Consider the following 26,374-nt stretch of genomic DNA (forward strand, 5'->3'; position numbering starts at 1 on the left):
CGGGTGCCGTGAAGGACACCTCGATCGTCCTGCTGTCGAGCGGCGGAGCGCTGCTGCTCGCCGTCGCAGCGCTGACCTTCGAGGCAGGCGTGGTGGCTGATGCGACGGGCGGCGTCGGCGGCGTCACGCCGGTCCTCGGCACCCTCTGGCTCGTGGCTCCCGCGCTCGTGGTGCTCGGTCTCGTCCTGCTCGCCCTCGCGCGGCGGCGCCGCTGAGCGAGGCTCCCGAGGAGGCGCGATGCCGGCCACGAGGACGCCCTGCGGCCCGCCTCGGGGACGGGACGAGGCGCGGTGACCGGCACCGCGCCTCCATGGCTTCGGACCGGACCAAGCCCGCGGCGGTCAGCCCGCGGCGGTCAGCCGTCGGGGTGCAGGCTCGCGTCGGCCTCGGTCGAGCGCCACGAGGTGAAGTGCACGGTGAGGTCGGCGCGCGAGGGGGCGCAGCAGAAGGGGCCGGCGCTGACGTCGGCGTCGGGGGCGAGCGGGGCGACGCGGACGAGGCGCCAGGGCTCGTCGTCTACCCGGGCCCGGATCGTGAGCGCGTCGCCCGAGCGGCTGGCTCGGATCGTCACGGTGCGGCCCGCCCACTCGACGGGGGAGAGCGACCAGTCGGACTGACCTCGCGTCACGACGGCTCCGAGGCTCTGCTCGCCGTCGCTCAACTCGACCCCGGCCTTGACCCAGGTCTCGGGGTCGACCGAGACGAAGACTCCGGCCTGGTCGAACTGCGCCGTGAAGTCGAGGACGAACGACACCTCCATCGCGGTGCCCTGGGGCAAGGGCGCGACCAGGGCGTGCTCGGTGTCGTGCACGAAGCCGTACGACGTGATGCGCCAGGCGTCGCTGCCCTCGGCCGCCGTGACGCGCAGGCCGTCGTCGGCGACGTCGACCGCGGTCGGCTCGGTGGTCCAGGTGCCGGTGGTCCAGGGGATGTCGGTCATGAAGTCCTCGTCGTCGGGGGTGGGGGCGGCGGTGGCGGTGCCGAGCGCACGACCGCCGTCGACCGCCGTCACCGGAGGATATCCCCGCTCTTCTACCCGTCGGACTCCTCGTCGGTGAAGAGGGCCTTGGCGACGCCCATCGCGGCCATCCCTCGGGGCCAGCCGGCGTAGAGGGTCACGTGGGTGATCGCCTCGACGAGCTCGTCCTGGGTGACTCCGTTCTCGACGGCGTGGCCGAGGTGGAACCGCAGCTGGTCGGTGTTGCCGCCCGCGGTGAGGACCGCGACGGTGACGAGGCTGCGGTCGCGCGCCGACAGTTGGGGTCGGTTCCAGACGTCGGCGAAGAGGACGTCGTCCGTGAGCTCGGCGAGCTTGGGCGCGAAGTCGCCGAAGAGGGCGCGCCCTCCGCCGACCTGGACGGGCTGATCTGACATGTCGTCACTCCTGTGCTGGTGGGTGTCGGGACCGGGACGTCCGGTGCCGGACGCCGGCTCGGGGCGAGCGGGTCGCTGCCCGGCCGGGTCGTGCTCGACTTTAGGACGCCGCGGCCGGGGCAGGGAGGCCCGGCCAGGGACTCCCTGCCGCCTGACGCGCACCGCGCCTCCTTGGTTGTCTGGGGGCTGCGGCACGCGTGAGAGACGGTGCCCCGACCGAACGAGAGAAGAGTCCACATGTCGACCTGGTTGATCACCGGATGCTCCACGGGGCTGGGGCGCGCCTTCGCCGAAGAGGCGCTGGCCCGCGGGCACGACGTCGTCGTCACCGCGCGCGACGCCTCCGCCGTGCAGGACGTCGTCGACGCGCACCCCGACCACGCCCTGGCCGTCGCCCTCGACGTGACCGACGGCGACCAGGTGACCGCCGCGGTCGCCGCCGCCACCGAGCGGTTCGGCGGCGTCGACGTGCTCGTCAACAACGCCGGCTACGGGTACCGCTCGGCCGTCGAGGAGGGCGACGACGACGACGTCGCCCGCCTGTTCGACACGCACTTCCACGGCAGCGTCCGCACGATCAAGGCCGTCCTGCCGGGCATGCGCGCCCGCCGCAGCGGCACGATCGTCAACCTGTCGTCGATCGGCGCCCGCCGCACCGGCCCCGGCTCGGGCTACTACGGCGCGGTGAAGGCCGCCATCGAGCAGATGACGATGGCCTTGCGCACCGAGCTCGCGCCCCTCGGCATCACCGCGACGGTCGTCGAGCCGGGTTCGTTCCGCACCGACTTCTCGGGCCGCTCCCTGACGCAGTCCGCCACGCCGATCGCCGACTACGCCGAGACGGCCGGCAGACGCCGCATCGAGGCCGACACCTCGGACGGCACCCAGCCCGGCGACCCGGCCGCAGGCGCGCGCCTGCTCGTCGACGCGGTCGAGTCGGGCTCGTCGCCCTACCTGCTGCTGCTCGGGTCGGACGCCGTCGACATCGTCACGCGCGCGCTCGACGACCTGCGGGGCGACATCGACGCCTGGGCGGAGCGCAGCCGCGCCACCGACTTCGACGCCTGAGGGGCGCCGCCGCCGGCGTGCGGGCGTGCTGCGGTGCTGCGGTGGGCGGTGGGCGGTGGGCGGTGGGCGGTCGGCGGGCTACGGTCGGCGTCGGTGTCGCACCGCCGAGTGGACGTCGCACCGCGGCATTCGGCGGTGCGACGTCCAGATGGCGGTGCGACGCGCGACGCGACCGCCCCGGGAGGCGCGGTGCCCGCCGGTCTGGCACCTCGCCTCCTCGGGGCGTGGGTTCGCGACCGCCCCGGGGCGGACGTCGGCCGGTGTCGATCAACCGCCACGGCTCGGAGAAGTTAGCCTCGTCGGATGAACGCGTTCCCGACGCAGCTCCACGTCGGCCTCGCCGTCGCCGGGGCGTCGGCCGCAGGCAGCGCCGTCGCCCTGGTCGTCGGGCACGTGCCTCTCTCCTTCGCCCTGTGTGCGGCAGCCGCGGTGGTCTCGAGCCTCAGCCTCTGGCTGGCCATCCGTCGCCAGGCGGCCGATCGTGACCGGCTCGTCGACCTGGCCGAGCTCGCCTCGCGCCGGGCCGACCAGGCAGCCGTCCTCAGCCACGAGATCCGGACTCCACTCGCCGTCATCCAGGGCGCGGGAGAACTGCTCGCCGAACAGGACGCCGGCCCGCTGACGGCCCAGCAGTCGGTCTTCGTCGATCGCATCGTCGACAACGCGGTCCGCATGCACACGTTCTCGGAGCAGCTGCTGACCAGGGCTCGACTCGAAGCCGGCCTCTTCTCGCTCGATCGGACGGTCGTCGACCTCCGGTCGCTCTTCCGCAGCGTGGTGGACGATCTCAGCCAGGTCACCGACACCATCATCGTCCTCGACGCTCCCGGTGCGCCGGTGAGGGCGTACATCGACCCGCAGTTGATCCGACAGGTGCTCGTCAACCTGGTCGACAACGCGGTGCAGCTCGAGTCGGCCGACGACCGGGTCGAGGTGCGCATCGTCCCGGGCGACGACGAAGTCTCGATCTCGGTCAGCGACGGGGGGACGGGCATGACCGACGAGCAGCGTGAGAAGCTCTTCCGGCGGTTCTCGAGCGGTCGGCCACTCGGCAACGGCACGGGCATCGGACTGTTCATCTCGCAGCAGTTCGTCCAGCTGCACGGCGGCCGCATCTACGTCGACACGATCTCGGGAAAGGGCACGACGATGATGTTCACCCTGCCCCTGACACCCCCTGGCCGCCGTGGCGGTCCGGCTGCCCGCCGGGCACGACGGGAGCTGCGCCGATGACCGACCACGCGCCGCTCGCCTTCGTGGTCGACGACGAGCCCGCCATGCTCGACATCGTCACCTTCGCCCTCGAGACCCAGGGCTTCGAGACGAGGTCGTTCAAGTCGGCCGAGGCGGTCTGGCCCGAGCTGCTCCGCTCGAGACCCGACCTGGTGGTGCTCGACGTCATGCTGCCCGGGGTCTCGGGCATGACCCTCTGCACCCGCATCAAGGGCCGGTGGGACGTGCCCGTCATGCTCGTCACCGCCAAGGGCGAGACCCCCGACCGCATCGCCGGTCTCGAGGCCCGCGCCGACGACTACATGGCGAAGCCGTTCCACCCGCGAGAACTCGCGTTGCGCGCCCAACGACTCGTCCGGCGCCCCGAGGTGGCGCGCGAGGCCGTAACGTCGGCCGGGGGCCTCGAGCTCGACGCCGTCGGCCACGAGGTCGTCGTCGGCTCGGAACGGGTCGCCCTGACCACCAACGAGTTCCGCCTGCTGGCCGCACTCATGGCTCGTCCCGGGGTGCCCGTCAGCTTCACCGAACTGTTGCTGCTCGGATGGGGCGAGTCCGACCGACTCGGTGACCGCGACATGATCAAGGCCGCGATCTACCGCATGCGTCACAAGCTCGACGCCGTCGCACCAGGCAGCTCTGCCGTCATCGAGAGCATCCGCGGCACCGGCTACCTGCTCCGCCCGTTGCCCTGACGCCCGGGGCCGCACACGACGCGGACGCGACTGCGGCCCCACGGCCGTGGGGCCCCGCCGGCGGGCAACGGTGACGAGCTCGTCACCGTTCGTCACCGACTTGTGACGAGCCCGGGTCGACTCGCTGCCTAGCCTCGGAGGGCGAGCTTCCCGCGCTCGCCCGAGACATCCGCGTCGGGTCCGCCCGCCTCCCGACGCGACCACACGAACGAAGGAGTTCACCCATGCACCGTCGCACGGTCCCCACGTCCCTCGCCGCCGCCGCCGTCGTGGCCGTCCTGGCCGGCTGCGCCGCTGGAGGGAACGGTTCAGGAGGCGCGGAGGGGTCGAGCGATCCCGTCACGTTCATCTGCACCCCGCAAGAGGACTGGTGCCAGCTCGTGGCGTCGGAGTTCACCTCGGCCACCGGCATCCGGGCCGACTACGTGCGCCTCAGCGGTGGCGAGGCCGTCGCGCGGCTGAGCGCGACGGGTGACTCGCCCGAGTTCGACGCCTGGTTCGGCGGCGGGGCCGAAGGACACCTCGCAGCCGACGAGGCCGGCTTCATCGAGCCCTACACGTCCCCGAACGCCGAGCAGATCGCCGACGAGTACAAGGACCCCGACGGCCGATGGACCGGTGTCTACGTCGGTGCCCTGAGCTTCTGTTCGAACACCGACGTGCTCGACGAGATCGGGGCGAAGGCACCCACCTCGTGGCGGGACCTGCTCGACCCGAAGTTCAAGGCCAACGTCGCCATGGCACACCCGGGCACCTCGGGCACGGCCTACCAGGCGCTCTGGACCGAGGTCGACCTGAACGACGGAGACCAGGACGCGGCGCTGGCCTACTTCACCAAGCTGCACTCGAACATCCTGCAGTACTCGAAGAGCGGCAGCGCACCCGGTCAGATGGCTGGTCGCGGCGAGGTCGCCACGGGTGTGATCTTCGCCCAGGACTGCCAGAAGTTCATCAACGAGGGCTTCACGAACCTGACGACCACGTTCCCCGAGGAGGGCACCGGGTACGAGGTCGGCGCCGTCTCGCTGCTCGCCAACGCCCGGAACCCCGAGGGGGCCAAGGCGTTCATCGACTGGACCCTGACCGCCGAGGCGCAGGATCTCGCGGCCACCGTGGGCAGCTACAGCGTCCCGACGAACCCCGACGCGACGCTGACCGACGACATGATCGACCTCGACGAGGTGACGCTCGAACCGGTCGACATCGACGACGCCGGTGCGGCGCGCACCGAGCTCGTGGCCCGTTTCGACACCGAGGTGGCTCCTGCTCCCAAGGAGTAGGTGCCCAGACGCCATGACCACGACACTCGACGCAGCCGCGGGCGCCCAGACCGCCGCCGCACCTCCCCCGCCACCGGGCCGGCGGCCGCCGGCCCGGACCCGATCGCGAGCCGACCCCGGGGTCGTCACCCTCGGCCTCGCGGTCGCGGTGGTGATGGCCTTCCTGATCGGTTACCCGGTGCTCAGCCTGTTCTCGGCGGCATTCGCCCCCGACGGGTTAGCCGTCCTCGGACGCATCGTCACCGAACCCACCAACCACCGCATCGTGCTCAACACCCTCGTGCTGGGCCTGGTCGTCGGTGCCGTCGGCACCCTGATCGGCTTCCTCTTCGCCTTCGCCCAGGTGCGCGTGGCGTTCCGGGGCAAGCGGGCCTTGCACCTGCTCGCCATGATGCCGATCGTGGCGCCGCCGTTCGCCGTCGCCACCGCCGTCATCACGCTCTTCGGTCGCAACGGTGCCATCAGCAACGGGCTCTTCGGCATCAAGGGTGACGTCTACGGGCTGCCGGGGCTCGTGCTCGTGCTCTCGCTGTCGTTCTTCCCGGTGGCGTACATGAACTTCCGGGGCATGTTGCAGTCGCTCGATCCGTCGCTCGACGAGGCGGCTTCGGGGCTGGGAGCGAGCAAACTCAGGGTGTTCTTCTCCGTCACGATCCCCATGCTCGTCCCGGGGTTCGCCGGATCGTTCCTCCTGCTGTTCGTCGAGGCCATCGCCGACCTCGCGAACCCGCTGGTGCTGGGCGGCGACTACACCGTGTTGGCCAGCCGCGCTTACCTGGCGGTCACCGGCGACTACAACACCAGCGCGGGTGCGGCGTACTCGCTGACGATCCTGGTGCCCGCGCTGCTGGTGTTCCTCGTGCAGCGCTACTGGGTCTCGAGGCGCAGCGTCGTCACGGTGACGGGGAAGCCCACGGGACACAGCGAGCCGATCCGTGCGGCGAGCATCCGGGTGCCGGTGCTCGTGCTCGTCGGTGCGATCGGCGCCCTCATCGTGACGATCTACCTGACCGTGCTGACCGGCGGATTCATGAAGGTGCCGGGCGTCAACGACGAGTTCACGCTCGACCACTTCCGTTTCGTCCTGACCGGCCTCGGTTCGAAGGCCATGAGCGACACCGCGACCCTCGCCCTGATCGCCGCGCCCGTCGCGGGCGTCATGGGCATGCTCATCGCCTGGCTCGTCGTCCGGAAGCTGCGCCGCACGGCGGCCCTGCTCGATTTCGTGGGCATGCTCGGCCTCGCCGTGCCCGGCACCGTGCTCGGCATCGGCTACGCCCTCAGCTACATCACCCCGACGACGGTCTTCGGCGTGCAGGTGCTGCCGGCGCTCGCCGGTGGCACGGCTGCCTTCTCGGGCGGAATCGCCATCGTGATGGTCTACATCACGCGCTCCCTGCCCTCCGGCCAACGAGCGGGCATCGCCTCGCTGAACCAGATCCACCCCGCGATCGAGGAGGCGTCCACCTCGCTCGGCGCCGCCTCGGGCACGACCTTCCGCAAGGTGACGCTGCCCCTCATCCAGTCAGCACTCGTGTCGGGCCTGACCTTCGCCTTCGCCCGGTCGATGACGACGCTGTCGCCCATCGTCTTCCTGACGACGCCCGGCATCAAGATCATGACCTCGCAGATCCTCGCCGAGGTCGACTCCGGCCGCTTCGGCAACGCCTTCGCATACTGCACGGTGCTGATGATCATCGTCCTCTCGCTCATCCTCGTCATCAACCTCCTCGTCCGAAAGGTGATCTTCCGTGGTCGCACTCACAGTCGTTGACGATCCCGACGCCCTCGCCGAAGCCGTCGGGCTCGACGTCCCCACCGCCTCCGGGCGCATCACCCTGACGGGTCTCAGCAAGCGCTACGGCAGCCGGCCCGACGATCCGCTCGCCGTCGACTCGGTCGACCTCGTCATCGAGCCGGGCGAGTTCATCACCCTCCTCGGCCCGTCGGGTTGCGGCAAGACCTCGACCCTGCGCATGATCGCCGGTTTCGAGGTGCCCACCTACGGCTCGCTCGAACTCGACGGTTCGGACATGGTCCACGTGGCGCCGAACCAGCGACCCATGTCGATGGTGTTCCAGTCGTACGCGCTCTTCCCGCACCTCTCCGTGCGCGAGAACGTCTCGTACGGTCTCAAGCTGAAGAAGGTGCCCGGCGCCAGGCTCCGCGAGGAGGTCGACACCGTGCTGACGATCATGAACCTCATGGCGTTCGCCGACCGGGCCCCGCACCAGCTCTCGGGTGGCCAACAGCAGCGCGTCGCTCTGGCCCGCGCCCTGGTCATGCGGCCGAAGGTGTTGCTGTTCGACGAGCCGCTGTCGAACCTCGATGCGAAGCTGCGCGTGCAGATGAGAAACGAGATCCGCCGCCTGCAGCGCCGCCTGGGCATCACGAGCATCTTCGTGACCCACGACCAGGACGAGGCCATGACGTTGTCCGACCGCATCGTCGTGATGAACAAGGGCCGCATCGAGCAGGTCGACGTGCCCGACGTCGTCTACCGCCGACCCGCGTCGGTCTTCGTCGCCGACTTCATCGGACGGGCGACCTTCCTCGACGCCACCATCGTGGCGCGCCCGAGTGACGGTCGTGCCCGCATCGTCGCGCTGGGCGTCGAGTTCGAGACCGCATCGCACGACGACGTCACCCTCGACACCGAGGCCCTGTTGATGATCCGACCCGAGTCCGTGCGCCTGTCGAGCCGGGTCGACGCCGGGGACGTCCACGACGACGTCGGCCGCGTGCTCAACACGATCTTCCACGGCGACAGCGTCGAGTACGAGATCGAGACCGACTCGGGCACGATCGTCGCCAGCGTCTCGGACCCCTCGGTCGACGACATCCTGAGGCCCATGGACTGCGTCCGCGTCAGCATCGCCCCGGACCGCGGCTGGCTCCTGCCGAAGGGTGCCTCGGACGACACCCTCCTCGCCACCCACTGACCGATCACCCCACCGCCTCACCGGCAGAACAGGACCACATGACCAGCAGCGAAACCCGCACCGGTGCGCCGGCTCGCAAGGGCCTCACCGCGTTCCTCGCCGCGCCGCCGCCCGCGCCTCGGCTCGACCCGGCCACCGTGGCCCGGCGCTACCCGCGTCTGCGGCTCCAGGTCTTCGTCGGCATCTTCATCGGCTACGCGGCCTACTACCTCATCCGGAACAACGTCCCGCTCGTCGCCACGATCCTCAAGGACGAGAACGGCTTCAGCACCGTCGGGTTGGGCGTCATCACCAACGGCGTCCTGCTCGCCTACGGCTTCAGCAAGTTCTTGAGCGCGATCGTCAGCGACAAGAGCAGCGCCAGGTTCTTCCTGCCGATCGGGTTGGCCTTGTCCGCCTTCGCCAACCTGTTCATCGCCTTCGTCCCGGCGGTGGGCGCTTCCGTGGCGTTCTTCGCGGTGGTCATGATCTTCAACGGATTCTTCCAGGGCATGGGCTGGCCGCCCAGCGGCCGCACCCTCGTGCACTGGTTCTCGACCTCGGAGCGCGGTGGCAAGACCGCGATCTGGAACGTCGCCCACAACGTCGGAGGCGCGGGCGCCGGCGGTCTGGCCGGTCTCGCCCTCGCCTGGTTCGGCGGCTGGCAGAGCGTGTTCTGGTTCCCGGCCGTCGTCTGTCTCGTCATCGCGGTCGTCGCGCTCGTGCTGCTGCGCGACACCCCGGAGTCCGAGGGCCTGCCCCCGATCGAGGAGTTCCGCAACGACCCGGCACCCGTCGAGACCGACGCCGCCGACGAGGGCGCGTCGACCTGGACCACCATCCGCCGCTACGTCATCACGAACCGCACGATGGTGAACCTGGCCCTGGCGAACGTCTTCGTCTACACGCTGCGATACGGCGTGCTGGTCTGGGCGCCGGTGTACCTGGCCGAGGTGCGCGGCGCGAGCCTGGGCGAGGGCATCGCCGGCTTCTCGCTGTTCGAGCTGGCGGGCATCCCTGGCACCCTGCTCTGCGGGTACATCAGCGACAGGGTGTTCAAAGGCAGGCGTTCGCCGACGGGAATCCTGTTCATGTCGGCCGTGGGCGTCGCCGTCGCCGTCTACTGGCTGTCGCCGGTCGAGGGTCCCCTGTGGATCTCGCTGGCGATGCTCGTCCTGATCGGCGGCCTGATCTACGGGCCCGTCATGCTGATCGGCCTGCAGGCGCTCGACCTCAGCCCGCGTTCGGTCGCCGGCACCGCGGCCGGCTTCACCGGCCTCTTCGGCTACGTGCTCGGAGCTACCCTCGCCTCGACCGGCATCGGCCTCGCCGTGCACGCCTTCGGCTGGGACGTCACGTTCGTGCTGATCCTCGCCTGCGTCGTCGTGGCCATCGTGCTGCTCTCGATCGTGGGTCGCGACGAGCGTGCCCTCGCCGCTCGCAAGCTCGAGCGCGAGCGTCAGACAGGAGGCGTTCGCTAGGTCGCGACGCGACCGCCCCGGGAGGCGCGGTGCCGGTCGGCCTGGCACCGCGCCTCCTCGGGGCGTGGCGTCGGCCACCGGGGAACTCGCACGGCGGTGCCGGTGTCGCACCGCCGAGTGGACGTGGCACCGTCACATTCGGCGGTGCGACGTCCACGTGGCGGTGCGGTGCCGGTGCGACGTTCAGGTGGCGGTGCGATGCAGCCGTGGCCGCAGGGGGCGCGGCTGCGGCTGCGGCCGCGGCGGCGGTCAGCGGGCGAGGGTGTCGCGGGGGTACTCGCCGAAGCGGGCGACGTAGGCGGCCGAGAAGCGGCCGAGGTGCACGAAGCCCCAGCGCGTCGCGACCTCGGACACGAGCGTGGTGCGTGGGTCGCCGTGCAGCAGGTCGAGCCGCACCCGGTCGAGGCGGACGCCGCGGACGAAGCGGGTAGGGCTGGCGCCGAGGTACTCCTGCATCTGCTGCTGCAGGGTGCGCGGGTGCATGTCGACCGCGGCCGCGATGTCGCTCGAGCTGATCGCCCGGTCGACGTACGCGTGCACGTACTCGGCCGCGAGCCGGAGCCGACGGGTGCGCTCGGTCCGCAGCTCGGCGGGCACGGCGACCGGCCGCCACGGGAAGAGGTCGAGCAGCGCCTCGGCCAGCGCGGTCTGCGCGAGCAGGCGGTCGGACGCACCCGTCTCGGGCGAGACGACGACGGGCGTCACCTCGGCCAGGACTCCGCGCCAGGCGGCGAGGGCGTCGTCGGTCGGGACCGCCGCGTGGTCGAAGTCGACACGCTGGGGCGGACCGCCGTGGCGGGTGGCGGCGACGTCTTCGAGGAACCCCGCGTCGAGCTGCACGATGCTGTGCCGGTGCGGTGTCATCGCGAACGAGTACGAGGTCTCGGTCGGCGTCAGGAAGGGCCGGCCGCCGACGCTCGCGAGGTGCCCCTTCGGGTAGTCGATCGTCACCGAGCCGGTCGGGAACCACGAGACGACGTAGTCCCGCGACCAGGGGATGATGCCCTGCAGGTGCCCGGTGAAGGTGCCGGTCTGCAGGCTCAGCCGCCGGTCGCCCGCGGTCGCGTAGCGGAACGAGAACGGCTCCGCGCCCGGGCGTGCCCGGAACCGCCGGCCGCCGAGCGCCACCTCGAGCTGCGCCCGCGCCTCCTCGACGTCGGTGGCCGACCAGGCGTCGCGGTGGAACTCGTCGATCGGGGGCAGCGGCGGTGCGGGCGCCGGCGTCGGCCCGGCGAGGCCGGCGGCGAGGCCGGCGTCGAGGTCGCGCGCGAGGTCGAGCGCGTCGTCGCGCTCGTGCCCGCCGCGCGCCGGGTCGGCCGGACTGCGTGAGGTCGTCGGGTCGAGGCCCTGGGTCGTGTACGTGCTGGTCATGGTGGTCTCCCGTCCTCCTCGCGTCCGGCGCGGCACGCTGGTGAGACGAGGCCACTCTTTCAGGACGAGGCGGGGTCGCCGTTCGTCACGGATGCGCAGGACACGAGGTCGGTCACCACCCTGCCCGACCGGCGGCCGGAAGTCCCGACCCCAGTCCGCGTGACGGCCGACCCGGCGCGTACCCCGCGGCACGGTGCGACCCCGCGGTCGCGACCACGTAGAGGAGGCGCGGTGCCGGTCGGACCGACACCGCGCCTCCTCGGGGCCCTCGACGTCAGTCGGTCGGGGGCGTGTAGAACTGCAGGTCGTTGCCCTCGGAGTCCTTGAAGGGCAGGATGCGGCCCCACGGGTGCTCGCTGATCGTGCCGGTCACGTCGGCGCTGCGCGACTGCAGGTCGGCCAGCGCGTCCTCGAGGGTGCCGTCGGGCTGGAACGTGATGACCGCTCCCCCCTCGCTCGACGCCGAGGCCTCCTCGCGACCGTTGAGGCCGATCATCAGGCCGCCGGCGTCGATCTCGGTCCAGTCGTCGCTCTCGTTCTTCACCGTGAGGCCGAGCGCGTCACGGTAGAACGCCGTCGCCCGCCCCATGTCGGTCACGGGCACCCACACTGTTGCCACTCCGCTTGCCATGTCGACTCCTTCGTCCGGCACCGGACCACCCGGTGCTGCGTCTCGCTCCTTGCTACGCCGCGCACCGCGCGAGCCGTGTCGCGAGTCAGGGCACTTTCCCACCCAGAGGCGTGTCTCTCCCTGACGGCGACGGCTGCGACGGTCGCGGCGACCGAGGTGACCACCTGCAGGAGGCGCGGTTCCGGTCGGACGCGCACCGCGCCTCCTGCGGGCCGTCGCACCGCGCCTCGTGCCCGGCGTCGCCTCGGGGTCCCTGTCAGGGCCTCCCACCGTCGGCGCGGGAGCGTAGCGTCGAGGTCAGGGGGCGCTCGTCGTCGAGCACCGTTCCGACCCGCCCCTCGATCCCCGAACCGAACACACCCCCAGGAGACCCATGCGCACCGTCAACGCCTACGCGGCACCGTCCGCCACCGAGCCCCTCGTCAAGACGACCGTCGAGCGTCGCGACGTCGGCCCCAAGGACGTCATGATCGACATCGCCTACGCCGGCATCTGCCACAGCGACATCCACACCGTCCGCGGCGAGTGGGGCGAGATCCAGTACCCGCAGGTCGTCGGTCACGAGATCGTCGGCACCGTCGCCGAGGTCGGCTCCGAGGTGACCAAGCACAAGGTCGGCGACCGCGTCGGCGTCGGCTGCATGGTCAACTCGTGCGGCGAGTGCGAGTACTGCACGCGCGGCGACGAGCAGTACTGCGCCAAGGGCAACACCGGCACCTACACGAGCGTCGACCCGATCGACGGCACCATCACGCAGGGCGGTTACTCGCAGGCCGTCGTCGTCACCGAGGACTTCGTGCTGCGCGTGCCCGAGTCGCTCGACTACGCCGCCGTCGCCCCGCTGCTCTGCGCCGGCATCACGCTGTACTCGCCGCTGCACCACTGGGGCGTCACCGAGGGCACCAAGGTCGCGATCGTCGGCATGGGCGGCCTCGGCCACATGGGCGTGAAGATCGCCGCGGCCCTCGGCGCCGACGTCACGGTGCTGTCGCAGACCACCTCGAAGAAGGACGACTCGCTGCGCTTCGGCGCCAAGGCGCACTACGCCACCAGCGACGAGCAGACCTTCACGGACCTGGCCAACTCGTTCGACCTGATCGTCAACACCGTCTCGGCCAAGATCGACATGGGCGCCTACCTCGGCCTGCTCGCCGTCGACGGCACGCTGGTCAACGTCGGTGCGCCCTCCGAGCCGCTCGAGGTGCCCGCGTTCGCGCTGATCCCCGCCCGTCGCAGCTGGGCCGGCTCGGCCATCGGCGGCATCCGCGAGACGCAGGAGATGCTCGACTTCTGCGCCGAGCACGGCATCGTGCCCGAGACCGAGCTGATCGACGCCGAGCAGATCAACGAGGCCTACGACCGCGTCCTGAAGTCTGACGTGCGCTACCGCTTCGTGATCGACGCGGCGACCTTCGCCTGATCCGAACCCGTTCCGCCGGACGCCCCCGCACCGAGAGTGCGGGGGCGTTCGTCGTGTCGCGGGGTCGGCCCCGGCGCACGGCACCGCGTTTCGTGCACCGCACCCGGACTAGTCGCGGTGCGGTGCACGAAACGCGGTGCGGTGCGGTCGGCGAGGGCCCACGGCCCAGCTCTAGGCGGCTCAACTGTCGCGCCCGGTTTCGAACCATGAACCCCGTTCACGAAGACGAACCCCGTTTGAACGGGGTTCGTCTTCGTGAACGGGGTTCGCCGCCGGCGCGAGTTCACCCGCCGGACACCCGCCGCCCCTAGGCTCATCTCGACAGCGCCTAGGGTTCCGGGGTCCCACGACCCGCCTGGTCCGAGCGGCGCCACGGTCGGGCGCCATCGCCGGGCCGTCATCTGAACGGACAAAAGCCTGGAGGACCCGTTCGGCGCGCCCCGCGCCGGGCCGATGGGTCCTCGCATGTCCACCACCGCCCTCCTGCTCGTCCTCGCCGCGGCCGTCTGCCACGCGGGCTGGAACGTCGTCGCCCACGGCGTCAGCCGCCTCGGCGCACCCTTCCTCTGGTGGGGTGCCGTCGCCAGCACGGTGCTCTGGCTGCCCGTCGTGCCGTTCACCGGCGGGCTCGGCGCGAGCGTCGGCGGACTCGCGGTCGGTGCCGGCGTCTCGGCCGTGCTGCACGTCGTCTACATGACGGTGCTGCAGCGCGGCTACGCGGTCGGCACCCTGTCGACCGTCTACGCCACGGCGCGCGGCAGCGGCCCCGCCGTCAGCGCCGGCCTCGCCGTCCTGCTGCTCGGCGAGCAGCTCTCGGCGACGGCGGTCGTCGGCATCGCCGTGGTGGTCGCGGGGGTGGTGGCGACCGGGCTGATCGACCGCCGCCCGAGCGCGTCACCGTCGCCGCGCCTCCCGGGCGCCGTCGAGCCGGCCGCCCCGGTCCGGTCGCGCCGTCGCCTCGACCCCGGCATCGCCTGGGGGCTGCTCACCGGCCTCGCCATCGCGAGCTACACGATCTGGGACGCCCACGCCCTGCGCACCTGGGGCCTCTCGCCCGTGTCGTTCATGGTCGGCGTGACGCTCGCCGAGATCGCCTTCTACAGCGCGACCCTCGGCCGACGCCGCGGCGAGGTCGCGGCCGTCGCCCGAGCGCACTGGCCGCGTGTGCTGGCGTTCGGCGTGCTGTCGCCGCTGTCGTACATCCTCGTACTGACGGCCATCCAGACGGCGCCGGTCGCACTCGTCGCCCCGGCCCGCGAGACGAGCGTGGTGATGGTCGCCGTGTTCGGGGCGCTCGTGCTGCGCGAGGGGTCGCTCGTCAAGCGGCTCGCGGCCTCGGTCGTCGTGCTCGGCGGCATCGCCCTGCTCGCGCTCTGACGGGCGTCGCCCGCGCCGTCGGCCACCCGTGAACCCGGTGTCGAACCATGAACCCAGACTCTTCCGGGTGCATCGTTCGAAACCGGGTTCACGGACGCACGAGCCGAGGAGGCGCGGGTCGGCCTACAGGAACCCGGTCACCGCGACGGCGATCGCGGCGAGCAGCGCCACCGCCGCCAGCACCTTCGACGACCCCATGACGAGTCGCCGCCGGGGGCCGCCGTCGTAGGGCTCGTCGTCGGTGTCGCGCAGCTCGGGCGGCAGTTCGGCCTCGCGCCGACGACGCTCCCGGTCGAGGGTCGCGGCCCGCTCGGCCTGGTCGGCCAGTGCGCGGCGCTCGATCTCGTGTCGTCGGGCCGCCTCGACCTCGCGATCGCGGGCGACGAGCAGCTCGAGTTCGCGGTGGGCCTCGTCCGACCAGGTCGCGAGGTCGTCGCCGGACGGGTCGGGGGTGCCGTCGTCGTGTCGCATGGGTGGATGCCTTCGTCGCGGGGCGGGGCGGGTCGTCGTCTGAGGCTAGACCGCGTCGCCTGGACGCGCCACGGGCCCGCACCCGGCCCGCCCGGGACGGCGACACCGGCCCGCCCGGCCCGGCCGCCTAGGCAGACAAGAGATGAACTCTCGTTGAACGAGGGCGGAGTTAGGTTCCTACGTCGGCGACCTGCGTGTCACCATCGTGTCGTCCTGCTCCCACCCGAAAGGCCGTCATGACCCTCCGCCGCCCCCGCGCCGCGACCGCCCTCGTCGGCGCCGCCCTGCTCGCCGTCACGCTGTCCGCCTGCTCGACCCCCGCCTCCTCGGCCACCGGCTCGGCCGCGGGGTCGGACGGCTACGCGGTCGACGACAGCACCCTCGTCTTCGGCGTCGTGCCCGACTCGGTCGACACCGAGACCAACTACCAGCCGCTGATGGACTACATCGCGGAAGAGACCGGCAAGACCGTCGAGTACCACGAGTCCACCGACTACGCGGCCCTCATCGAGGCGAGCATCGCCGGCCAGATCGACGTCGCGTCGTTCTCGGGCTTCACCTACGTCACGGCCACGAACAACGGCGCCGAGCTGACTCCGATCTCGTCGATCACGACGGCCGAGGGCCAGGAGCCCGGCTACTACTCGCAGGCCATCGTGCCCAAGGGCAGCGACATCACGTCGATCGCCGACATGAAGGGCAAGAAGATCTGCTTCGTCGACCCGTCGTCGACCTCGGGCTACCTGTTCCCGAGCTACGCGCTGCTCGAGGCGGGCATCGACCCCGAGGACGACATCACGCCGGTCTTCGCCGGCAAGCACGACGTCAGCGTGCAGAAGGTCGGCGAGGGCACCGAGTGCGACGCCGGCTTCGCCGAGGACAGCGAGGTCGCCAAGAGCGACGCCGTCGACGTGATCGACCAGCAGATGGTGCCCGGCGCCCCGATCGTCGAGTCGGACTCGCTGCCCGACGACGTCAAGGCCCAGCTGAAGGACATCCTCTCGAACGTCACCGCCGACCAGATCGCCGCCGCCGGCATCGAGGGCGCCGACAGCGACGGGTTCCGCGCCGTGTTCTTCCAGACCACGCCGGTCGACGACGCGTACTACGACCAGATCCGCGACATCTGCGAGAAGACCGACGCCTCGCAGTGCCAGGCCTGACCCGCACGACGTAGTCGCTCCACACCCCAGGAACTCGCCCAGACCCTCCCGCGCGCGTCGGGGTCTCGGCGACTTCCTGGGGTCCGAGCAGAACGAACCGGAGACGAACATGAACCCGCACACCGCCCCCGCCGAGACCGTCGTCTCGCTCGCCGGCATCACCAAGCGCTTCGGCGACACCGTCGCGCTCGACGGCGCCTCGCTCGACGTCCGCCGTGGCGAGGTCGTCGTGCTGCTGGGGCTCTCGGGCTCGGGCAAGTCCACCCTGCTGCGGCACGTCGACGGCCTCGAACGGCCCACCGACGGCCGCGTCACGGTGCTCGGCCGCGAGGTCACCGGCCTCACCGGCCGGGCCCTGCGGCAGCTGCGCCGCGAGGTCGGCTTCATCTTCCAGCAGTTCGAGCTCGTGCCGTCGCTGACGGTGCTCGAGAACGTGCTGACCGGGTCGCTCGCGAGCGTCCGCGGGCCCCGGCTCGGGCTCTGGTCGTACGGGCGGCCGGCCAAGGTCGAGGCGCTGGCCCGGCTCGAGCGCGTCGGCCTGCTCGACCGCGCCTACCAGCGGGCCGACACCCTGTCGGGCGGTCAGCAGCAACGAGTCGCGATCGCCCGCGCCCTGATGCAGCGCCCGCAGGTGCTGCTCGCCGACGAGCCGGTCGCGTCGCTCGACCCCGAGTCGAGCGACCAGGTGATGGCGCTGATCCGCGAGATCGCCGCCGACGAGGGGCTCACCGTGATCTGCAGCCTGCACCAGGTCGACCTCGCCCTCTCGTGGGCGGACCGCATCGTCGGCCTCCGCCACGGTCAGGTCGTGCTCGACACCGAGACCGAGGGGCTCGGCAAGGCCCAGGTGATGGAGATCTACGGCCGCGTCGCCACGAGCACCGACCAGTTCGAGGCCATCGAGCTCGAGCTGAGCGCGGCGGGCGCGGCGGGTGCGCCGGGCGCGACGGGGACCGTCGGGGCCGCGGCCTCCGCGGCCGGCGCGGCACCGGCAGGAGGCGCGTCGTCGGTCTCCGGGGACGCCATCCGATGACCGCCGTCACCGAGCGCCCGCGCACGAGCGAGCGCGTGCCGGCCCCTGTCACCGCGCCTCCTCGTCGTCGGGTCTCGCCCGAGCGCGTCGCGGCCGGCCTCACGCTGCTGGCCCTGCTGATCGTGAGCCTCATCGCCCTGCGGAGCGTCGACGTCGACCCCGCCCGCATGCTGCAGAGCTGGTCCAACGCCGAACGGTTCTTCGGCCGGGTGGGCGCGATCGAGTTCCCGCCCGCGGGCGAGCTGCTGCAGCTGACCGCCCTCACGCTCGGGCTCGTCGTCTGCGGCACCCTGCTCGCCGCCGTGCTGTCGGTGCCGGTCGCCGTGCTGGCCGCCTCGAACACGACCCCCGGCCCGGCCTGGCGTGCCGGCGCCCGCTTCGTCACCGTGCTCGCCCGGGCCGTGCCCGACGTCGTGCTCGCCATGGTCTTCGTGCTGCTGTTCTCGCTCGGCACGCTGCCGGGCATCCTCGCCATCGGCCTGCACTCGGTCGGCATGATCTCGAAGCTGTTCGCCGACGCGATCGAGCAGATCGACGAGGGCCCGCGCACGGCGATCCGCGCCGCCGGAGGCACCCGGCTGCAGCAGTTCACCGCGGGCGTGCTGCCGCAGGTGCTGCCCTCGTGGGTCGCGACCGTGCTGCACCGCAACGACATCAACCTGCGCGGCAGCGTGATCCTCGGCTACGTCGGCGTGGTCGGCCTCGGCATGGAGATGTCGTTCGCCTTCAAGTCGCTCGACTACGGCCTCGGGCTCGGCTACGCGCTCGTCATCTTCGTGCTCTGCGTCGTGATGGAGGTCGTCTCGAGCAGCGTCCGCGCCGCCATGCTCGGCGTCGCTCCGACCGGTCGCGGCCTCGGCGACCGCGTCGTCCGTCGGGCCACGAGGAGGCGCGGTGCCGGTCTCGCCGCCACCTCGCGCCCCGAGGCGGTCGGCCCCGCCGCACGGCCCACCGTCCGGGCCGCGACCGCGTCGACCGACGCGACCCGCGCCTCCCGCGTCGAGGCGGCCCTCCGCCGCCCGTGGGACCGCACCCGTCGCCGCAACGTCTCGTGGGGCTGGCTCGCCGTCGCCGTGGTCGTCGCGAGCGTCGTCGTCTGCGACATCGCCTGGTCGGACCTCGTCACCGTCTGGGCGAAGGTGCCCGCCGTCGCCACGCAGTTCTGGCCGCCGTCGTTCGGCAGCTACGAGGCGTCGACGATGGTCGCCGCCCTGGGCGAGACGATCGCCGTCGCGCTCGCCGCGACCGTGCTGACCCTCGTCGCCTCGATCGTGATCGGATCGCTCGCGGCCCGCAACGTCGCCCCGAGCCGCGGGGTGCGCAGCGGCATGCGCCTGCTGCTGGTCGGCATCCGCGGCGTGCCCGAGGTCATCCTCGCCATCGTGCTGATCGTCGTGACCGGGCTCGGCACCCAGGCCGGCACCCTCGCTCTCGCCCTGGGCGGCGTCGGGCTGCTCGGCAAGCTGCTCGCCGACTCGTTCGAGGAGGTCTCGCCGGGCCCCGAGCGCGCCCTCTCGGCCACCGGGGCCAGCCGCGTGCAGATCTACGCCGGGGCGACCCTGCCGCAGGGCACCCGGGCCTTGATCGGCCACACCTTCTACATGCTCGACACCAACCTGCGCGCCGCGACGCTGCTCGGCATCGTCGGGGCCGGGGGAGTCGGCTACTACCTGCTCAACGCCAGCCAGGGCTCGAACTACGGGACGGTCACGGCGATCGTGCTGATGATCCTCGTCACGGTGCTGGCCGTCGAGGGGCTCGCGATCTGGATGCGGAGGGTCTTCCGATGACGACGACACACGATGCCGGCCGGCCCGTGCCGGCCGGGCACGCCGCGGCACCGCACGCCGCCGCCGCACCGCACCCCGCCGCCGCACCGCACGACGTCGTCGTGGTCGGGTCGGGCATCGTCGGCCTGGGGGCCGCGCTCGCGGCCGTCGACCGGGGGCTCTCGGTGCTGGTGGTCGACCGCTCGTCGGTGATCGGCGGGTCGACGGTGCGCAACTTCGGCCACCTCTGCCTGACCCCGCAGAGCGGCGAGGCCCGCCGCCACGCCCTCGCCGCCCGCGAGCTCTGGCAGCGGCTGGCCCGCGACGCCGGCTTCTGGCTGTCGCAGCGCGGCACGCTCGTCGCCGCCCGGCACGCCGACGAGCTCGCCCTGCTCGACGAGCTGGCCCTCGCCCGCACCGACCGGGTGCTCGGCGACCGTCCCGAGATCGAGCGGCTCGACGTCGCCGCGCTGGCCTCCCTGGCCCCGGTCGCCCCCGGCGCGGTCGTGGGCGGCGCCCTGCTGCCGTACGACCTGCAGGTCGACCCCCGCCGGGCCGCCGACGCGATCCGTCGGCACCTCGAGACGCAGGGGGTGCACTTCGCGACCCGCACCTCCGTGGGGTCGGTCTCGTCGGGGCGGGTCGAGACGAGTCGCGGCCCGATCGAGGCCGGGACGGTCGTCGTCGCGACCAACCACGACCTCGACCAGTTGCTGCCCGACCTCGCCGACCGGCACGCCCTCGAGCGCTGCGGCCTCGACATGCTGCGGGTGCGGGCCGACCTGCCGCGGCCGCTCACGGCGCCCCTGCTGACCGGCTGGTCACTGATCCGCTACAGCGCCTTCGCCGGCACGGCCGCGGCCGACGCGGTCCGGTCGCGGCTGCACGCCGAGCGGCCCGACCTCGCCGCCATGGACCTCAACCAGATGTACACGCAGCTGCCCGACGGCTCGGTGATCGTCGGCGACAGCCATCAGAAGGGTCCGGCGATCGCTCCGTTCCAGGACGAGCGCGTCGCCGACGCGTTCCTCGCCGAGTTCCGGGCGCTCTTCGGTGCCGAGCCGGTCGTCACCGAACGGTGGCAGGGCGTGTACGCCTCGGGCCGCGACGAGTTCGTCGTCGACGAGGTCGCCCCCGGCGTGCTCGTCACGGTCGTCTCGACCGGCATCGGCATGACGACCGGCCTCGGGCTCGCCGAGCACGTCGTCGGGGCGCACCTCGACGGCGGCCGCGACCGCGCGCTCGACGGCCCGACCCCCACGTCGGCTGCCCCCTCGGCCCTGCCCGCGACGCCCCCGCCGAGACCCACCTCGCCCGTCACCTCGCCCGCCACCTCGCCCCTCACCTCGCCCCTCACAGAGAGCCTCAGCGCATGACCACCACGACCACGACCGTCCCCACGCCCGACCCGGCGACCCCGATCGAGCTCGTCGTGCTCGACATGGCCGGCACCACCGTCGTGGACGACGGGGTCGTCGAGCAGGCCTTCGCCCGCGTCGCCGACCGCGTCGACCTCGGCCCGACCCTCACCCGTGACGAGGCGCTGCAGTACGTCCGCGACACGATGGGCCGGTCGAAGATCGAGGTGTTCCGGCACCTGACCGGAGGCGACGAGCAGCTCGCGCAGCGCGCGAACGAGCAGTTCGAGGTCGCCTATGGCGAACTCGTCGACGAGTCGGGGGTCGAGCCGATCGAGGGCGCGGGCGGCGTGATCGACGCCCTCCGCGCCTCCGGGGTCTCGGTCGTGCTGACCACGGGCTTCTCGCCCGTCACGCGCGACCGCCTGCTCGACTCGCTGGGCTGGACCGTCGACGCCGCCCTCTCGCCGGTCGACGCCGGCCGCGGACGCCCGGCCCCCGACCTCGTGCTGACCGCCCTGCTGCGCACGCGGGCCTCGTCGGTCGCCGCCGTCGCCGTCGTCGGCGACACCGTCAGCGACGTGCTCTCGGGCCGGTCGGCGGGGGCCGGCCTCGTCGTCGGCGTCACCACCGGCGCGCACACCCGCGAGCAGCTGCTCGCCGCCGGGGCCGACGTCGTGCTCGACGGCGTCCGCGACCTCGTGGGGCTGCCGGCCTTCGCGTCGGTCGTCGGCGTCTCGGCAGCCGACGCGTCGGTCGGCGCCGCGTCGGTCGGCGGGGCCTCGACGTCCGCGGTCGCGTGACGACCGCCCTGCCGCGCACCGCGGACCAGGAGGCGCGGGTCGCCTCCCCGACGGACGCCCCGGCCGCCTCGGCCCGGCGCCTCGACCCGGCCCCGACGGCCATGGTGTGGCTCGAGCCGTGGCGCCCGCACGAGGCCGTCGCGGTGCCCTCGGTCGTCCTCGCGCCCGGTGACCTGCTCGTCGAGGTCGAGCTGGCTACCGTCTGCGGATCGGACGTCCACACCACCCGCGGCGACCGTGGCGCACCGGCCCCGCTCGTGCTGGGCCACGAGCAGGTCGGCCGCGTGGTCGCCCTCGGCCCCGACGCGCGGGCCGTCGACGGCACGCCCCTCGCCGTCGGCCAGCGCGTCGTCTGGTCGTTGACCGTCTCGTGCGGCGCCTGTGCGACCTGCCGACGGGGCCTGCCGCAGAAGTGCGAGACGGTGCGGAAGTACGGCCACGAACGACTCGTCACCGGCTGGGAGCTCAGCGGCGGCTTCGCCACGCACGTCCACGTGCGGGCGGGCACGGCGGTCGTGCCGGTCGACGCCGACCTGCCCGCCGAGCTGCTCGCCCCGGTCTCGTGCGGCACGGCGACCGCCGTCGCCGCGCTCGACGCCGCGTCGACGATCGTGCCGCTCGACGGTGCCGTGGTGCTCGTGACCGGAGCCGGCCTGATCGGCCTCACCGCGACCGCCCTGGCCACCGACGCCGGGGCCCGGGTGGTCGTCGTCGACCCCGACCCCGCGCGCCGACGACTCGCCACCCGCTTCGGAGCGGTCGCGACGGCCGACCCGACGGCCGAGCCCGGGTCGGACGCCGGCCTCGCCACCGCGTTCGCCGCCGCGGGCGGCCCACCGCTCGTCGCCGTCGAGGCCTCGGGCTCGCCGCACGCCGTGGCCTCGGCGCTCGCCGAGCTCGGGGTCGGTGGCGTGGCCGTGCTCGTCGGCAGCGTGTTCCCGGCACCGGCAGTGCCGCTCGACGCCGAGGCGCTCGTGCGGCGGCTCGTGACCGTCCGGGGCGTGCACAACTACGCGCCCCGGCACCTCGTCACGGCGGCCCGCTTCGTCGAGCGGCGCCACGGTGCCTGGCCGCTCGGGGCCCTCGTCGGCGAGGTCGTCGCGCTCCGCGACCTGGACGCGGGCATCGTGTCGGCCGCGGCCGGCGGCTCGGTGCGGGTGGGGGTCCGGCCGGAGTGACCGGGGGCCGAGGCGGTCTGCGGGCGCCGCGCCGCGCCTCCCGGGGTGTCGTCACGGTGTCGGTCGCGCGCGACCGGTCGCCGGACGTCGTCCGGCAGGGGCGGGTCAGGGGCCGATCGCGCGGATGAAGTGGTCGCCGGCCCGGGCGCGGCCCGAGGCCGAGACGGTGAAGCGGACGATGTCGCTGCGGTAGCGATCGTCCGAGGCCTCGAAGGTGCGACCGTCGGCGCCGCGCGTGACCCGGTGCAGGCGCAGGATCGGCGTGCCCGGCTCGACCCCCAAGAGCTCGGCGTCGAGGTCGTCGGCGGCGACCGCGTCGATCTCGTGGTCGATGTCGGCGTAGCCGTAGCCGCGGGAGTCGAGGTACTCGGTGATCGACACCGTGTCGAGGTCGACGTCGAGCAGCACGCGTCCGACCTCCTCGATGAAGGTCAGCCGCTCGAGCATCGTGGGGCGACCGTCCACGAGTCGCAGGCGGACGACGTCGACCACGAGGTCACCGGGCTCGATGCCGAGCGAACGGGCCTTGTCGTCGTCGGCGCGGCGCAACGAGATCTCTTGCGTGCGGGCCCCGGGCTCGCCCCCGACGTCGCGCACCCACTTCGTGAACGGGATCGACACGTCGACCGGGTGGTGCGCCTTGCGGGCGACGACCCGTGCCGGACGACCGCGTCGGGTCTCGACCAACCCCTCGGAGCGCAGGGCGGCCAGTGCGTTGCGGATCGGCCCGCGCGAGGTCCGCCACTGCTCGGCCAGCTCGCCCTCGCTCGGCACGTCGTCGCCGACCGCGAGGTCGCCGCTCAGAATGCGTCGACGCAGGTCGTCGGCGATCTGCTCGTAGAGGGTCGAGGGCACGTGCGGATCTTACCGAGCGGGTGGCAGCTGAGGAGGATGTCGAGCTCCGGGCGTTCGACACCGCACGTGTAATGACCATTTTCCTTTGCGTAAGAGCGCGTAGGGGATAGTTCGGTAGTCATTACGAGAGGAAGACCGCCATGGCCGGACCGCTGCCTCCGACGATCGCACGCTCGGCACATGAGATCGGTGACGACTTCGCCGGGTGGCGCAAGATCCTCGGGTTGACTGCCGAGCAGGTGGCCGATCGAGCCGACATCACCCGCGAGACGCTCCGCAAACTCGAACACGGTGATCCGACCGTCGGCTTCCACGTCGTGCTGCGCGTGGCACGCGCGCTCGGAGTGCTCGCCACCCTGACCGAGGCTCTCGATCCGCTGCGCACCGACCTGGGGCGTGCTCGTGCCGACCTCCTGCTGCGGAAGCGGGTGCGATGAGCAGGCACGATGCGCTCGAGGTCCACGTCGAGATCGGAGGGGCGACGGTCCTCGCCGGGCGGGCGCAGTTCCACCGCAACCGCGGTTCACTTTCGGCGACGACGTTCCAGTACGACCCGACCCGGGGGTGCGACAGACGTCCCTCGCCGGTGCGGACGGCGTCCGGGGACGGAGCGGCCGCCCTGGCGCTGCTCGGTGAGAGCTGCCGGTTGACGGGAGCCGACGTCCGGTCGGAACTGCGGACCACGGTCGACGCCCTGGGCCGGTGGCGAGACGTCGCGAGGCGGAACGGCGTCCGCGCGGCCGAGACGGCCCGATTCGCCGACACGTTCGAGGCCGGGCTGGGGGCCTTGCGCGACGCGGTCGGCTGACGCCTGGTCCACCCACGTCGACAGGGCGGCCGAAGGGGTCACCGCCAGGGCATCCCACCGGGCCCCGCCCGCGTCGTACCGTGTGGGCATGGACACCGAGAGCGAGATCCGTGACTTCCTGACCAGTCGACGGGCGCGGGTGCGGCCCGAGCAGGTCGAGCTGCCGGGTGGGCCCGGGCGCCGCGTGCCCGGGCTGCGGCGGAGCGAGGTGGCGCTGCTGGCCGGCGTCAGCGTCGAGTACTACACGCGGCTCGAACGCGGGCGCCTCGGCGGGGTGTCGGAAGCCGTGCTCGACTCGCTCGCGACCGCCCTGTTGCTCGACGACGCCGAGCGCGAGCACCTCGCCGACCTCGCCCGCACCGCGAACGAGTCGCCCGTGCGCGCCCGGCGCCGTCGCCGCGCGCCCGAGAGCGTCTCGCGCAGCATGCAGCTCGTGCTCGACGCGGTGACGGCCGGGCCCGCGTTCGTCCGCAACGGCCGGATGGACGTGCTGGCCGAGAACGCCCTGTTCCGCGCCCTGTACTCCGACCTCTACGCGCTCGACGAGCGGCCGGTGAACCTCGCCCGCTTCGTCTTCTTGCACCGGGAGCTCGCCGAGGCCTTCTACCCGTCGTGGTCGGTCGCGGCCGACATCAACGTGGCCATCCTGCGCACCGAGGCGGGCCGCGACCCGCACGATCGGGCTCTGCACGACCTGGTCGGCGAGCTCTCGACCCGCAGCGACGAGTTCCGCACCCGCTGGGGCGCCCACGAGGTGCGCCACCACGCCTCGGGCCAGAAGCTCTTCCACCACCCCGTGGTCGGCGACCTCGACATGGTCTACGAGGCGATGGAGCCGATGGGCCGCCCGGGCCTCAACTTCTTGGTCTACAGCGCCGAGCCGGGGTCGCCCACCGAGGACCGCCTCCGCCTGCTCGCCAGCTGGGCCGCACCGCAGGCCGCCGCCCCGGCCGCGCCCGGGTCGGCCGCCGAGGCCGTCGACGCGACGCGCGCCTCCGGGTCCGCCTCGTCCCCGCAGGCCGAGGAGGCGCGCTCGTGAAGTACACGCGCCTCGGCACCACAGGCCTGCAGGTCAGCCGCATCGGGCTCGGCTGCATGAGCTACGGCGACCCCACCCGCGGCCTGCACTCGTGGACGCTCGACGAGGAGGCCTCGGCGCCGTTCTTCCGCCAGGCCGTCGAGCTCGGGGTGACGTTCTGGGACACCGCGAACGTCTACCAAGAGGGCACCGGCGAGGAGTTCGTCGGCCGGGCGATCCGCGAGTACACGAGGCGCGAGGACGTCGTGCTGGCGACCAAGGTCAGCGGCCGGATGCACGACGGCCCGGGCGGCTCGGGCCTGTCGCGCGCGGCGATCCTCGAGCAGGTCGACGCTTCGCTGACGCGCCTCGGCACCGACCACGTCGACCTCTACGAGATCCACCGGTTCGACCCCGAGACCCCGGTCGAAGAGACCATGGAGGCGCTCCACGACCTGGTGAGGGCGGGCAAGGTCCGGTACACGGGCGCGTCGAGCATGTACGCCTGGCAGTTCGCGAAGATGCAGACCGCCGCCGTGGTCAACGGCTGGACGCCCTTCGCCACGATGCAGGACCAGTACAACCTGCTCAAGCGAGAAGAGGAGCGCGAGATGATCCCGCTCTGCGCCGACCTCGGGGTGGGGCTCGTGCCGTACTCGCCGCAGGGCAAGGGGCGGCTCACCCGACCGCGCGGGGCGACCACCGACCGCTCGGCGGTCGACGAGGTCGCCAAGGCCTTCGACAGCGACGACGACGGCCCGATCGTCGACGCCGTCGAGCAGGTCGCCGGTGAGCACGGGGTGTCGATGGCGCAGGTCGCGGTGGCGTGGGTGCTGCGCAACCCCGTCGTGTCGGCCCCGATCGTCGGGGCGACGAAGCCGCACCACCTCGCCGACGCGGTCGCCGCCCTCGACGTCGAGCTGACCGACGACGACGTGCGCCGCCTCGAGGAGCCCTACCGCCCGCAGGCGCCGTTCTGGTGGTGACGCCGCCGCGCTCCGTCCGGCCGTGACCGAGCCCGTCCGGCCGTGACCGAGCCCGTCCGGCCGTGACCGGGCCCGTCCGGCCGT

Annotated in this window: 26 protein-coding genes; 20 read left to right on the top strand and 6 right to left on the bottom strand. The window is 72.6% G+C overall.

Going from position 1 to position 26,374, the window contains the following annotated elements:
* Positions 1-8: 8 nt before the first annotated feature.
* Entirely contained in the window at positions 9-215 is a 207-nt protein-coding gene (locus ITJ55_RS07215; RefSeq protein WP_194594816.1) for a hypothetical protein, read from the top strand.
* A 140-nt stretch (positions 216-355) separates the two neighbouring features.
* Here the strand turns inward: ITJ55_RS07215 and ITJ55_RS07220 are convergent, their stop codons facing one another.
* Both ITJ55_RS07220 and ITJ55_RS07225 read right to left on the bottom strand, forming a co-directional pair.
* On the bottom strand, positions 356-940 hold the full coding sequence (locus ITJ55_RS07220) for a DUF1349 domain-containing protein (protein ID WP_194595561.1): 585 nt from the start codon (positions 938-940) through the stop codon (positions 356-358).
* A 92-nt stretch (positions 941-1,032) separates the two neighbouring features.
* Positions 1,033-1,374 (bottom strand): carboxymuconolactone decarboxylase family protein, encoded by a 342-nt coding sequence (locus ITJ55_RS07225; RefSeq protein WP_194594817.1) that lies wholly within the window; start codon positions 1,372-1,374, stop codon positions 1,033-1,035.
* A 237-nt stretch (positions 1,375-1,611) separates the two neighbouring features.
* Between ITJ55_RS07225 and ITJ55_RS07230 the strand changes: the two genes are divergently transcribed.
* From ITJ55_RS07230 to ITJ55_RS07260, 7 genes are all read left to right on the top strand, one after another.
* Positions 1,612-2,442, top strand: a complete 831-nt coding sequence (locus ITJ55_RS07230; RefSeq protein ID WP_194594818.1) for an oxidoreductase — start codon at positions 1,612-1,614, stop codon at positions 2,440-2,442.
* Between the two features lie 303 nt (positions 2,443-2,745).
* Positions 2,746-3,675 carry a sensor histidine kinase KdpD gene (locus ITJ55_RS07235; RefSeq protein WP_194594819.1) on the top strand — a complete coding sequence of 310 codons (930 nt, stop codon included), beginning with the start codon at positions 2,746-2,748 and terminating at the stop codon, positions 3,673-3,675.
* Entirely contained in the window at positions 3,672-4,367 is a 696-nt protein-coding gene (locus ITJ55_RS07240) for a response regulator transcription factor (protein ID WP_194594820.1), read from the top strand. Before ITJ55_RS07235 ends, ITJ55_RS07240 begins: the two co-directional genes overlap by 4 nt.
* A gap of 224 nt (positions 4,368-4,591) precedes the next feature.
* The gene (locus ITJ55_RS07245) at positions 4,592-5,647 is read left to right on the top strand and encodes an ABC transporter substrate-binding protein (RefSeq protein ID WP_194594821.1); all 1,056 of its coding nucleotides are present in this window, start codon (positions 4,592-4,594) and stop codon (positions 5,645-5,647) included.
* 13 nt (positions 5,648-5,660) lie between these two features.
* A complete protein-coding gene (locus ITJ55_RS07250) occupies positions 5,661-7,421 on the top strand; it encodes an iron ABC transporter permease (protein WP_194594822.1) in 1,761 nt (586 codons plus the stop codon).
* Entirely contained in the window at positions 7,399-8,589 is a 1,191-nt protein-coding gene (locus tag ITJ55_RS07255) for an ABC transporter ATP-binding protein (protein WP_194594823.1), read from the top strand. The genes ITJ55_RS07250 and ITJ55_RS07255 overlap by 23 nt, the downstream gene beginning before the upstream one ends.
* A gap of 38 nt (positions 8,590-8,627) precedes the next feature.
* Positions 8,628-10,049 (top strand): MFS transporter, encoded by a 1,422-nt coding sequence (locus ITJ55_RS07260; protein WP_194594824.1) that lies wholly within the window; start codon positions 8,628-8,630, stop codon positions 10,047-10,049.
* Between the two features lie 249 nt (positions 10,050-10,298).
* Here ITJ55_RS07260 and ITJ55_RS07265 read toward each other — a convergent pair whose 3' ends face one another.
* Complete coding sequence (locus tag ITJ55_RS07265) at positions 10,299-11,420, bottom strand: helix-turn-helix domain-containing protein (protein ID WP_194594825.1); 1,122 nt, start codon at positions 11,418-11,420, stop codon at positions 10,299-10,301.
* Between the two features lie 274 nt (positions 11,421-11,694).
* Positions 11,695-12,051 carry a VOC family protein gene (locus ITJ55_RS07270; RefSeq protein ID WP_194594826.1) on the bottom strand — a complete coding sequence of 119 codons (357 nt, stop codon included), beginning with the start codon at positions 12,049-12,051 and terminating at the stop codon, positions 11,695-11,697.
* 373 nt (positions 12,052-12,424) lie between these two features.
* On the opposite strand from ITJ55_RS07270, the gene ITJ55_RS07275 reads away from it, so the two are divergent.
* The gene (locus tag ITJ55_RS07275) at positions 12,425-13,471 is read left to right on the top strand and encodes an NAD(P)-dependent alcohol dehydrogenase (RefSeq protein WP_194594827.1); all 1,047 of its coding nucleotides are present in this window, start codon (positions 12,425-12,427) and stop codon (positions 13,469-13,471) included.
* Positions 13,472-13,936: 465 nt separating this feature from the next.
* On the top strand, positions 13,937-14,848 hold the full coding sequence (locus ITJ55_RS07280) for an EamA family transporter (RefSeq protein WP_194594828.1): 912 nt from the start codon (positions 13,937-13,939) through the stop codon (positions 14,846-14,848).
* A 123-nt stretch (positions 14,849-14,971) separates the two neighbouring features.
* On the opposite strand, the gene ITJ55_RS07285 is transcribed toward ITJ55_RS07280, so the two are convergent.
* Positions 14,972-15,319: a hypothetical protein gene (locus tag ITJ55_RS07285; RefSeq protein ID WP_194594829.1), complete on the bottom strand. Its 348-nt coding sequence runs from the start codon at positions 15,317-15,319 to the stop codon at positions 14,972-14,974.
* 236 nt (positions 15,320-15,555) lie between these two features.
* Between ITJ55_RS07285 and ITJ55_RS07290 the strand changes: the two genes are divergently transcribed.
* The 6 genes from ITJ55_RS07290 (at position 15,556) to ITJ55_RS07315 (ending at position 22,623) form a co-directional block, all read left to right on the top strand.
* On the top strand, positions 15,556-16,482 hold the full coding sequence (locus tag ITJ55_RS07290) for a phosphate/phosphite/phosphonate ABC transporter substrate-binding protein (protein ID WP_194594830.1): 927 nt from the start codon (positions 15,556-15,558) through the stop codon (positions 16,480-16,482).
* Positions 16,483-16,591: 109 nt separating this feature from the next.
* A complete protein-coding gene (phnC, locus tag ITJ55_RS07295) occupies positions 16,592-17,515 on the top strand; it encodes a phosphonate ABC transporter ATP-binding protein (protein ID WP_194594831.1) in 924 nt (307 codons plus the stop codon).
* A complete protein-coding gene (locus ITJ55_RS07300; RefSeq protein ID WP_194594832.1) occupies positions 17,512-19,305 on the top strand; it encodes an ABC transporter permease in 1,794 nt (597 codons plus the stop codon). Before phnC ends, ITJ55_RS07300 begins: the two co-directional genes overlap by 4 nt.
* On the top strand, positions 19,302-20,660 hold the full coding sequence (locus ITJ55_RS07305) for a TIGR03364 family FAD-dependent oxidoreductase (RefSeq protein ID WP_194594833.1): 1,359 nt from the start codon (positions 19,302-19,304) through the stop codon (positions 20,658-20,660). The genes ITJ55_RS07300 and ITJ55_RS07305 overlap by 4 nt, the downstream gene beginning before the upstream one ends.
* Positions 20,657-21,445, top strand: coding sequence for an HAD family hydrolase (locus tag ITJ55_RS07310; protein ID WP_194594834.1), 789 nt, complete (start codon positions 20,657-20,659; stop codon positions 21,443-21,445). The genes ITJ55_RS07305 and ITJ55_RS07310 overlap by 4 nt, the downstream gene beginning before the upstream one ends.
* The gene (locus tag ITJ55_RS07315) at positions 21,442-22,623 is read left to right on the top strand and encodes a zinc-binding dehydrogenase (protein ID WP_370544070.1); all 1,182 of its coding nucleotides are present in this window, start codon (positions 21,442-21,444) and stop codon (positions 22,621-22,623) included. Before ITJ55_RS07310 ends, ITJ55_RS07315 begins: the two co-directional genes overlap by 4 nt.
* Positions 22,624-22,728: 105 nt before the next feature.
* Here the strand turns inward: ITJ55_RS07315 and ITJ55_RS07320 are convergent, their stop codons facing one another.
* The gene (locus tag ITJ55_RS07320) at positions 22,729-23,478 is read right to left on the bottom strand and encodes a GntR family transcriptional regulator (protein WP_056259995.1); all 750 of its coding nucleotides are present in this window, start codon (positions 23,476-23,478) and stop codon (positions 22,729-22,731) included.
* A gap of 140 nt (positions 23,479-23,618) precedes the next feature.
* Here ITJ55_RS07320 and ITJ55_RS07325 point away from each other — a divergent pair, with 140 nt between their 5' ends.
* The 4 genes from ITJ55_RS07325 to ITJ55_RS07340 all read left to right on the top strand — a co-directional run bounded on the left by ITJ55_RS07325 (position 23,619) and on the right by ITJ55_RS07340 (position 26,290).
* A complete protein-coding gene (locus ITJ55_RS07325; RefSeq protein ID WP_194594835.1) occupies positions 23,619-23,915 on the top strand; it encodes a helix-turn-helix domain-containing protein in 297 nt (98 codons plus the stop codon).
* Complete coding sequence (locus tag ITJ55_RS07330) at positions 23,912-24,286, top strand: hypothetical protein (RefSeq protein WP_194594836.1); 375 nt, start codon at positions 23,912-23,914, stop codon at positions 24,284-24,286. Before ITJ55_RS07325 ends, ITJ55_RS07330 begins: the two co-directional genes overlap by 4 nt.
* Before the next feature lie 88 nt (positions 24,287-24,374).
* Complete coding sequence (locus ITJ55_RS07335; RefSeq protein ID WP_194594837.1) at positions 24,375-25,325, top strand: helix-turn-helix transcriptional regulator; 951 nt, start codon at positions 24,375-24,377, stop codon at positions 25,323-25,325.
* Positions 25,322-26,290, top strand: a complete 969-nt coding sequence (locus tag ITJ55_RS07340; protein ID WP_194594838.1) for an aldo/keto reductase — start codon at positions 25,322-25,324, stop codon at positions 26,288-26,290. The genes ITJ55_RS07335 and ITJ55_RS07340 overlap by 4 nt, the downstream gene beginning before the upstream one ends.
* Positions 26,291-26,374 lie beyond the last annotated feature (84 nt).

This window comes from Frigoribacterium sp. VKM Ac-1396, from assembly GCF_015350895.1.
GTDB lineage: Bacteria > Actinomycetota > Actinomycetes > Actinomycetales > Microbacteriaceae > Frigoribacterium.

Coding starts and splice junctions, on each gene's coding strand:
- ITJ55_RS07245 (WP_194594821.1), top strand. CDS start 4,592: ATGCACCGTCGCACGGTCCCCACGTCCCTCGCCGCCGCCGCCGTCGTG.
- ITJ55_RS07220 (WP_194595561.1), bottom strand. CDS start 940: ATGACCGACATCCCCTGGACCACCGGCACCTGGACCACCGAGCCGACC.
- ITJ55_RS07240 (WP_194594820.1), top strand. CDS start 3,672: ATGACCGACCACGCGCCGCTCGCCTTCGTGGTCGACGACGAGCCCGCC.
- ITJ55_RS07260 (WP_194594824.1), top strand. CDS start 8,628: ATGACCAGCAGCGAAACCCGCACCGGTGCGCCGGCTCGCAAGGGCCTC.
- ITJ55_RS07280 (WP_194594828.1), top strand. CDS start 13,937: ATGTCCACCACCGCCCTCCTGCTCGTCCTCGCCGCGGCCGTCTGCCAC.
- ITJ55_RS07270 (WP_194594826.1), bottom strand. CDS start 12,051: ATGGCAAGCGGAGTGGCAACAGTGTGGGTGCCCGTGACCGACATGGGG.
- ITJ55_RS07330 (WP_194594836.1), top strand. CDS start 23,912: ATGAGCAGGCACGATGCGCTCGAGGTCCACGTCGAGATCGGAGGGGCG.
- ITJ55_RS07335 (WP_194594837.1), top strand. CDS start 24,375: ATGGACACCGAGAGCGAGATCCGTGACTTCCTGACCAGTCGACGGGCG.
- ITJ55_RS07305 (WP_194594833.1), top strand. CDS start 19,302: ATGACGACGACACACGATGCCGGCCGGCCCGTGCCGGCCGGGCACGCC.
- ITJ55_RS07275 (WP_194594827.1), top strand. CDS start 12,425: ATGCGCACCGTCAACGCCTACGCGGCACCGTCCGCCACCGAGCCCCTC.
- ITJ55_RS07225 (WP_194594817.1), bottom strand. CDS start 1,374: ATGTCAGATCAGCCCGTCCAGGTCGGCGGAGGGCGCGCCCTCTTCGGC.
- ITJ55_RS07290 (WP_194594830.1), top strand. CDS start 15,556: ATGACCCTCCGCCGCCCCCGCGCCGCGACCGCCCTCGTCGGCGCCGCC.
- ITJ55_RS07235 (WP_194594819.1), top strand. CDS start 2,746: ATGAACGCGTTCCCGACGCAGCTCCACGTCGGCCTCGCCGTCGCCGGG.
- ITJ55_RS07300 (WP_194594832.1), top strand. CDS start 17,512: ATGACCGCCGTCACCGAGCGCCCGCGCACGAGCGAGCGCGTGCCGGCC.
- ITJ55_RS07325 (WP_194594835.1), top strand. CDS start 23,619: ATGGCCGGACCGCTGCCTCCGACGATCGCACGCTCGGCACATGAGATC.
- ITJ55_RS07250 (WP_194594822.1), top strand. CDS start 5,661: ATGACCACGACACTCGACGCAGCCGCGGGCGCCCAGACCGCCGCCGCA.
- ITJ55_RS07265 (WP_194594825.1), bottom strand. CDS start 11,420: ATGACCAGCACGTACACGACCCAGGGCCTCGACCCGACGACCTCACGC.
- ITJ55_RS07285 (WP_194594829.1), bottom strand. CDS start 15,319: ATGCGACACGACGACGGCACCCCCGACCCGTCCGGCGACGACCTCGCG.
- ITJ55_RS07310 (WP_194594834.1), top strand. CDS start 20,657: ATGACCACCACGACCACGACCGTCCCCACGCCCGACCCGGCGACCCCG.
- phnC (WP_194594831.1), top strand. CDS start 16,592: ATGAACCCGCACACCGCCCCCGCCGAGACCGTCGTCTCGCTCGCCGGC.
- ITJ55_RS07230 (WP_194594818.1), top strand. CDS start 1,612: ATGTCGACCTGGTTGATCACCGGATGCTCCACGGGGCTGGGGCGCGCC.